The organism is Bergeriella denitrificans NBRC 102155 (assembly GCF_001592185.1).
GTDB classification, from domain to species: Bacteria; Pseudomonadota; Gammaproteobacteria; order Burkholderiales; family Neisseriaceae; genus Neisseria; species Neisseria denitrificans.
Map to the genome: position 1 here is coordinate 1 of NZ_BCWL01000093.1, position 8,041 is coordinate 8,041.

The window sequence follows — 8,041 nt, forward strand, 5'->3', positions numbered from 1 at the left end:
TTTCCACCTATTGAATTCTCAATATTTTTTATAAAGCGGGCGCATGCCGCCGCTTTCAGCGCTTTCAGGCCGTCTGAAAAATGCCCGTTTGCGGTTTATGCCGACAAGCAGTATGCAAAGTGGATATGATAAAAGCCGAACCTGGGTAGATTCGGCTTGTGTACGCTTGCGCTAATGGATTACAGAGCGTCTTTCAATGCTTTACCGGCACGGAATTTCGGAGTTTTTGCAGCAGCGATGGTCAGAGGCTCGCCGGTTTTCGGGTTGCGGCCTTGACGCTCGGCGCGTTCGCCAACGTAGAAAGTACCGAAACCAACCAAAGTGACGGTGTCGCCTTTTTTCAGTGCTTCGGTTACGGCATTGGTGGTCGCATCCAGAGCTTTTTGGGCGGCAGCTTTAGAGATACCGGCTTCTTGAGCAATTGCTTCGATTAATTCAGACTTGTTCACAATCAGTCCCTTCTATCGTTAAAAATAATGAGAACCCCGATAATTCGGGCGTTTCCGTACCTTATGCAGTACCTGTGTGCTTTATAGCAATTCTGAATTTACTGTGTCAAGCGAAAAATACGGAATCGCCCTGTTTTATAGGCTTTCAGGGGAATTCCACATTTTTTGCAACACTTTTTCACAAAACTTAATGTTTTGTCGCTTTGGCTCTTGACGGTTTGCTTTTCGGGCTTTCCGGCAGGGCTTCTACGGTTTCCGGCGCGCGGTATGGCTCGGGTTGGCTTTCCAGACCCAGCGCCAAAACTTCGTCTATCCACTTAACGGGGTGGATGGTGAGGCCGGTTTTGACGTTTTCCGGAATGTCTTCCAGATCTTTCACATTGTCTTTCGGAATCAGCACATGCTTGATGCCGCCGCGCAAGGCCGCCAGCAGCTTCTCTTTCAGGCCGCCGATGGGCAGCACTTCGCCGCGCAGGGTGATTTCGCCCGTCATCGCCACGTCGGCGCGTACCGGAATTTTGGTAAACGCCGAGACCATAGCGAGTGTCATAGCAATGCCCGCGCTCGGGCCGTCTTTCGGCGTTGCGCCTTCGGGCACATGCACATGGATGTCTTTTTTCTCGTAGAAATCCGGTGCCAGGCCGACCGATTCGGCGCGGGAGCGTACCACCGACCAAGCGGCGGATACCGATTCCTTCATCACATCACCGAGCTGGCCGGTGCTTTGAATCACGCCTTTGCCCGGCAGAGACACCGCTTCCACGGTCAGCAGCTCGCCGCCGACTTCCGTCCACGCCAGGCCGGTAACCTGGCCGATGCGGTTTTCACTCTCGGCCACGCCGTAATCGAAGCGGCGCACGCCGAGATATTCGTGCAGATTATCGGCATTGACCTTAATCGCTTTCGGCTTGGCAGTTTTGCCGGTTTTGGCTTTGGACGCTTTTTGCTTGTCTTCTTCCAAAGTGACTTTCATCACCACTTTGCGGCAGATTTTCGCCACTTCGCGATCGAGCGAGCGCACGCCGGCTTCGCGGGTGTAATAGCGGATGATGTCGCGTACCGCGCTCTCTTCTACCACCGCTTCGCCTTCTTTCACGCCGTTGCGCTTCATCTGCTTGGGTACGAGATACTGCATGGCGATGTTGATTTTTTCGTCTTCCGTATAGCCGGAAAGGCGGATAATCTCCATACGGTCGAGCAGCGCGGGCGGAATGTTCAGGCTGTTGGAAGTAGCAATAAACATCACGTCGCTCAAATCGTAATCTACTTCGGCGTAATGGTCGGCAAACTTGCTGTTTTGCTCAGGGTCGAGCACTTCCAAAAGCGCCGCAGCAGGGTCGCCTCGGAAATCGTTGCCCAGCTTGTCGATTTCATCAAGCAGGAACAGCGGGTTTTTCACACCGGCTTTGGCCATATTCTGCAGGATTTTGCCCGGCATCGAGCCGATGTAGGTGCGGCGGTGGCCGCGGATTTCACTCTCGTCGCGCACGCCGCCCAGCGCCATGCGGACATATTGGCGGCCGGTGGCTTTGGCGATGGATTCGCCCAGCGAGGTTTTACCCACGCCCGGCGGGCCGACCAGGCACAAAATCGGGCCTTTGAGCTTCTCAGTGCGTTTTTGCACCGCAAGGTATTCCAAAATACGCTCTTTGACTTTTTCCAGGCCGTAGTGGTCGGCATTCAGCACCAAATCGGCTTTGGCAATGTCTTTGCTGACGCGGGATTTTTTCTTCCACGGCAGCTCCAGCAGCGTGTCGATGTAGTTGCGTACCACGGTGGACTCGGCCGACATCGGCGGCATCATTTTCAGCTTTTTCAGCTCGGAAAGGGCTTTTTCTTCCGCTTCCTTGCTCATGCCGGCGGCTTTGATTTTGCCTTCCAGCGCTTCCAGCTCGCTGCGCTCGTCTTCCTCGCCCAGCTCTTTCTGAATCGCTTTGACCTGCTCGTTCAGATAATATTCGCGCTGGGATTTTTCCATCTGGCGCTTTACGCGGCCGCGGATGCGTTTTTCCACCTGCATGATGTCCAGCTCTGCTTCCAGGCGGCTGAGCAGCAGCTCCATGCGGCCGGCCACATCGGCGGTTTCCAAAATCTCCTGGCGGTATTCCAGCTTCAGCTGCAGATGCGCGGCAATGGTGTCGGCCAGGCGGCTGTTGTCGCTCAGGCTGCTGACGGTATTGACGATTTCCGCCGGAATTTTTTTATTCAGCTTCGCATATTGGTCAAACTGCGAAAGCAGCGTGCGGCGCAGCGCTTCCATATCGCGGCCGCGGCTGTTTTGCTTTTCGTCCGCCGCTTCGATGTGCGACAGAAACAGGCCGCCGGTGTCTTCCACCGTCAGCGCTTTGGCGCGGCTCAAGCCTTCCACCAATACTTTGACCGTACCGTCGGGCAGCTTCAAGACCTGAAGCACCTGCGCCACAGTACCGGTGGTATGCAGGTCTTTCGGGCTAGGATCTTCCGTATTCGGATCGAGCTGGGCCAGCAAAAATACCGACTCGTCTTTTTCCATCGCCGCTTCCAGCGCGGCAATGGATTTGGGGCGGCCGACAAACAGCGGCAGCACCATGTGCGGATAAACCACCACATCGCGCAGCGCCAAAGTCGCCAATGCGCGGTATTCCTCAAAATGTTGCTCTTGTGACATATTTTTGCTCTTGTCCGTTTTCAATTCAGATTGCAGCCTAGGTTGGGCTGAAGAACGTGATTTCAAGACTTGAAAAAACTTTTTAGCGTTCCTATTTGGAGTGCAGGTTTTTTTAAATGGATTCGGGCGGGTATTTTGAGTAAAATACCGTCCGCAAAGCCGTCTGAAAACGGCAGGGTCGTTTTTCAGACGGCCTGTTACAAGGATACAGACATGACCACCGGAAAAGAAACATTAATCGAGTTCCCCTGCACCTTCCCCCTGAAAGTCATGGGTGCGGTACACCCCGAATTCGAACAGGCGGTGCTGGAAACCGTGCGCCGATACGCGCCGGACACCGAAGCGCACCACATCACCACCCGCCCGAGCAGCAAAGGCAACTATACCGGCGCAACGGTGCAGGTCAACGCCACCAGCCAAGAGCAGCTCGACAATATCTACCGCGCGCTGACATCCCACGAATTGGTCAAAGTAGTGCTGTAATGAAAATCGTACACAAAGGTTTTGCCGAATATCAGCCGACATTCGAAGCCATGAAGGTCTTCAATGCCGAACGCGGCGAAGATACCGAAGACGAATTGTGGGTGGTCGAACACCCGCCCGTGTTCACGCAAGGCTTGGCAGGCAAACCCGAGCATTTATTGATTCGGGATGACATTCCCGTGGTGCAAATCGACCGCGGCGGGCAAATCACCTACCACGGCCCCGGCCAGCTCGTGGTTTATACCATGATTGATTTCAAACGCCGCCGGCAGTCCGTGCGCCAAATCGTATCTGCCTTGGAAAACAGCATCATCGCCACGCTGGCCGAATACGGCATCGAGGCCGCCGCCGACCCGCAACGCCCCGGCGTGTATGTGGGCGAGCGCAAAATCGCCTCGCTGGGCTTACGCATCAAAGGCGGTTCGGTTTACCACGGCCTCGCCCTGAATGTCGATATGGATTTAAGCCCCTTTACCCACATCAACCCCTGCGGCTATGCCGGCATGGAAATGACCCAAATCGCCGATTACGTCCGCCCCTGCCCCACATTAAACGAAGTGGCGGACAAGCTGACTGCCCACCTGTCGGCGCAACTCAATCCGAAAGAGACACAAGCATGAGCGAAATCAAAACCGACGATCCCAAACGCGGCGTCAAACTCAGAGGCGCAGACAAAACCGCCCGCATCCCCATCAAAGTCGTTCCCCTGCAGGAAAAGCTGAAAAAGCCCGAATGGATACGCGCCAAGCTGCCGACCAAAAAATTCTTTGAAATCAAAGATATCTTGCGTAACCAAAAAATGCACACCGTATGCGAAGAAGCATCCTGCCCGAATATCGGAGAATGCTTCAGCAAAGGCACGGCCACCTTTATGATTATGGGCGACATCTGCACCCGCCGCTGCCCGTTCTGCGACGTCGGCCATGGCCGCCCCAATATGCTCGACCCCGACGAGCCGAAAAACCTGGCAGAATCCGTTGCCGCCATGAATCTGCGTTACGTCGTGATTACCTCGGTTGACCGCGACGACCTGCGCGACGGCGGCGCACAACATTTCGCCGACTGCATCAAAGCCATCCGCGAGCGCAGCCCGAATACCAAAATCGAAATCCTCGTGCCCGACTTCCGCGGCCGCCTGGACATCGCCCTGAACATTCTGGCCGAAACCCCGCCCGATGTGATGAACCACAATCTGGAAACCCACCCGAGCCTGTATAAAAAAGCCCGCCCGGGTGCCAACTACCAGCACTCGCTCGACCTGCTGCGCCGCTACAAAGAAATGATGCCGCATATCCCCACCAAATCCGGCATCATGGTCGGCCTGGGCGAAACCGATGAAGACGTGCGCGAAATCATGCGCGATATGCGGGCGCACAATATTGAGATGATTACCATCGGCCAATATCTGCAACCTTCAGACGGCCACCTGCCGGTATTGCGCTATGTTACGCCCGAGCAATTCAAAATCTTTGAGAAAGAAGCCTACGAAATGGGCTTCAGCAACGCCGCCATCGGCGCCATGGTACGCTCCAGCTACCACGCCGACGAGCAGGCCGCAGAAGCCCTGCGCGAAAGCCACGGCCAAGGCGGCTGCAGCGGCCACTAAAGTTTTGTTGGTGTTTTCAGACGGCCTGCACAAGCCGAAAAGGCCGTCTGAAAAAAGCCGTTTTCCCTTTACTATCAAATAATAGCGATAAGTGAAGACACTAAAATCGGCAAGTGGTACGACAAACTTAAAAATAAAACTATACTTTTTCTTATTTTATGCGATAATAGCTAAATAAATTCTTAGTTAACCATTTTTTCGCGAAAGGCCCGCTATGGCGACCGATAAAAGCAAAACCGACAACAAAATCGAAGACAAGAGCAAAGCCCTGGCAGCCGCCTTGGCGCAAATCGAAAAAAGCTTCGGCAAAGGCTCGATTATGAAAATGGACGGCAGCCATCAGGAAGACGACCTCGAAGTCATCTCCACCGGCTCGCTGGGCTTGGATTTGGCCTTAGGCGTAGGCGGTTTGCCGCGCGGCCGCGTCGTGGAAATTTTCGGCCCGGAATCTTCGGGTAAAACCACTCTGTGTCTGGAATCCATCGCGCAATGCCAGAAAAACGGCGGCGTGTGCGCCTTTATCGATGCCGAACACGCCTTCGACCCCGTTTACGCCCGCAAACTCGGCGTGAAAGTCGAAGAGCTTTACCTCTCCCAGCCCGATACCGGCGAGCAGGCTCTGGAAATCTGCGATACGCTGGTGCGCTCCGGCGGCGTAGATATGGTCGTGGTTGACTCCGTAGCCGCGCTGGTGCCGAAAGCCGAAATCGAAGGCGAAATGGGCGACAGCCACGTCGGCCTGCAGGCGCGTCTGATGAGCCAGGCGCTGCGTAAGCTGACCGGCCACATCAAGCGCACCAATACGCTGGTGGTCTTCATCAACCAAATCCGTATGAAAATCGGCGTGATGTTCGGCAGCCCCGAAACCACCACCGGCGGTAACGCGCTGAAGTTCTACGCCTCCGTGCGTCTCGACATCCGCCGCACCGGCCAAATCAAAAAAGGCGACGATATTCTGGGTAACGAAACCCGCGTTAAAGTCATCAAAAACAAAGTTGCCCCGCCGTTCCGCCAAGCCGAATTCGACATTCTCTACGGCGAAGGCATCAGTTGGGAAGGCGAGCTGATCGACATCGGCGTGAAATACGACATCATCGAAAAATCCGGCGCATGGTACAGCTACAACGGCGCGAAAATCGGCCAGGGCAAAGACAATGTGCGTCTGTGGCTGAAAGAAAACCCGGAAATCGCCGATGAAATCGATGCCAAAATCCGCGCCGCCGTCGGCGTTAACATCGAAATCACCGAAGGCAAGTTGGACGAAACCGACGGCGAACAGCCCGAAGAATAAGCCGGTCAACACAAAAAGCCGTCTGAAAATCGCCAAGATTTTCAGACGGCTTTTTTTCATTCAGTTTCCAAACCGGCATATCGGGCAACGTGATTAGCCCGCTGCTTCTTCTCAGAATAAACGATTACTCTTTCAACAGCCTGCGCTCATACACCGCTTGCGCCAGCGTGCCCGCATCGACGTATTCCAACTCGCCGCCCAGGGGAATACCGCGCGACAGGCGGCTGACGCGGTAAGGCAGGGTTTTAAACAATTCCGCCAACACATAAGCCGTAGCATCGCCCTCCGCCGTATGGTTGGTGGCGATAATGATTTCCTCCACCTCGCTCTGCTGCAGCCGCGCCACCAGCTTATCCAGCGCGATGGCGGAAATATCCATGCCTTGCGCCGGGCTGATTTGCCCCATCAGCACAAAATACAGCCCGTCGTGGCAGTTGGCCGTTTCCATATTCGACACATCGGCCGGCATATGCACAATCATCAGGCGGCGGCCGTCGCGCGCTTCATCGCTGCAGATGGCGCACAATTCGCCCTCGCAAAACGTATTGCACAAAGCGCAATGGTGCACCTGCTTGAGCGCGTGCTGCAAAGCCTCGACCAGCTCCTGCGCCTCCTCCCGCTTGTATTGCAGCAGATGGTGCGCCATACGCTGCGCCGATTTCGGGCCGACATTCGGCAAAACTTTCAAAGCGCGGGTCAGGCGGGAAAACGCATCGGGCTGCTTACTCATAGCGGTATCAAAAAATACGGGAAAACGCCATTATAGCAGCCCCGCGCCCGCCCTGCTTGCTTTCCGCAGGCCGCAAAAAAACGTATAATACCCCGATTTGGACACCGCCCGAACGGGATATACACATGAACGTTACCGTGATCGACCACCCACTGGTCCGCCACAAGCTGACCCTGATGCGCGAGGCAGACTGCAGCACCTACAAATTCCGCGCTCTCACCACCGAGCTGGCCCGCCTGATGGCCTACGAAGCCAGCCGCGATTTCGCCGTTGAAAAATACATCATCGACGGCTGGTGCGGCCAAATCGAAGGCGACCGCATCAAAGGCAAAACCCTGACCGTGGTGCCGATTTTGCGTGCCGGCCTGGGTATGCTCGACGGCGTATTGGATCTGATTCCCACCGCCAAAATCAGCGTCGTCGGCCTGCAGCGCGACGAAGAAACCCTCAAGCCCGTATCCTATTTCGAGAAATTCGTGGACAGCATGGACGAGCGCCCCGCGCTGATTATCGACCCCATGCTCGCCACCGGCGGATCCATGGTCGCCACCATCGACCTGCTGAAAGCCAAAGGCTGCAAAAACATCAAAGCCCTGGTTTTGGTGGCCGCGCCCGAAGGCGTGAAGCTGGTGAACGATGCCCACCCCGACGTGACCATCTACACCGCCGCGCTCGACAGCCATCTGAATGAGCAAGGCTACATCATTCCCGGCTTGGGCGATGCCGGCGACAAAATCTTCGGCACGCGCTGAACGCAGCCATCGTCAAAGAAATGCCGTTCCGCTGCGGCACTGACCTGCTATGGTCGGAGAAATTAAATTCTGATACAAGGCGA

At 55.4% G+C, this 8,041-nt stretch carries 8 protein-coding genes; 5 read left to right on the forward strand and 3 right to left on the reverse strand.

Features of this window, described 5'->3' with window-relative positions; translation table 11 throughout:
• Positions 1-179: 179 nt before the first annotated feature.
• Together BDE01S_RS06255 and lon are read right to left on the reverse strand one after the other, a co-directional pair.
• Positions 180-449, reverse strand: a complete 270-nt coding sequence (locus BDE01S_RS06255; protein ID WP_066078839.1) for an HU family DNA-binding protein — start codon at positions 447-449, stop codon at positions 180-182.
• A gap of 187 nt (positions 450-636) precedes the next feature.
• Positions 637-3,096, reverse strand: coding sequence for an endopeptidase La (lon, locus tag BDE01S_RS06260; protein WP_066078840.1), 2,460 nt, complete (start codon positions 3,094-3,096; stop codon positions 637-639).
• A gap of 213 nt (positions 3,097-3,309) precedes the next feature.
• Here lon and BDE01S_RS06265 point away from each other — a divergent pair, with 213 nt between their 5' ends.
• From BDE01S_RS06265 to recA, 4 genes are all read left to right on the forward strand, one after another.
• Positions 3,310-3,579: an HP0495 family protein gene (locus BDE01S_RS06265; protein ID WP_066078841.1), complete on the forward strand. Its 270-nt coding sequence runs from the start codon at positions 3,310-3,312 to the stop codon at positions 3,577-3,579.
• Positions 3,579-4,199: a lipoyl(octanoyl) transferase LipB gene (gene lipB, locus BDE01S_RS06270; protein WP_066078849.1), complete on the forward strand. Its 621-nt coding sequence runs from the start codon at positions 3,579-3,581 to the stop codon at positions 4,197-4,199. The genes BDE01S_RS06265 and lipB overlap by 1 nt, the downstream gene beginning before the upstream one ends.
• Positions 4,196-5,185 carry a lipoyl synthase gene (lipA, locus tag BDE01S_RS06275; protein ID WP_066078855.1) on the forward strand — a complete coding sequence of 330 codons (990 nt, stop codon included), beginning with the start codon at positions 4,196-4,198 and terminating at the stop codon, positions 5,183-5,185. The genes lipB and lipA overlap by 4 nt, the downstream gene beginning before the upstream one ends.
• 214 nt (positions 5,186-5,399) lie before the next feature.
• The gene (recA, locus tag BDE01S_RS06280; protein ID WP_066078860.1) at positions 5,400-6,476 is read left to right on the forward strand and encodes a recombinase RecA; all 1,077 of its coding nucleotides are present in this window, start codon (positions 5,400-5,402) and stop codon (positions 6,474-6,476) included.
• A 124-nt stretch (positions 6,477-6,600) separates the two neighbouring features.
• Here recA and recR read toward each other — a convergent pair whose 3' ends face one another.
• The gene (recR, locus tag BDE01S_RS06285; protein ID WP_066078868.1) at positions 6,601-7,206 is read right to left on the reverse strand and encodes a recombination mediator RecR; all 606 of its coding nucleotides are present in this window, start codon (positions 7,204-7,206) and stop codon (positions 6,601-6,603) included.
• A 125-nt stretch (positions 7,207-7,331) separates the two neighbouring features.
• On the opposite strand from recR, the gene upp reads away from it, so the two are divergent.
• Positions 7,332-7,958, forward strand: coding sequence for a uracil phosphoribosyltransferase (gene upp / locus BDE01S_RS06290; protein WP_066078871.1), 627 nt, complete (start codon positions 7,332-7,334; stop codon positions 7,956-7,958).
• The last annotated feature ends 83 nt before the right edge of the window (positions 7,959-8,041 follow it).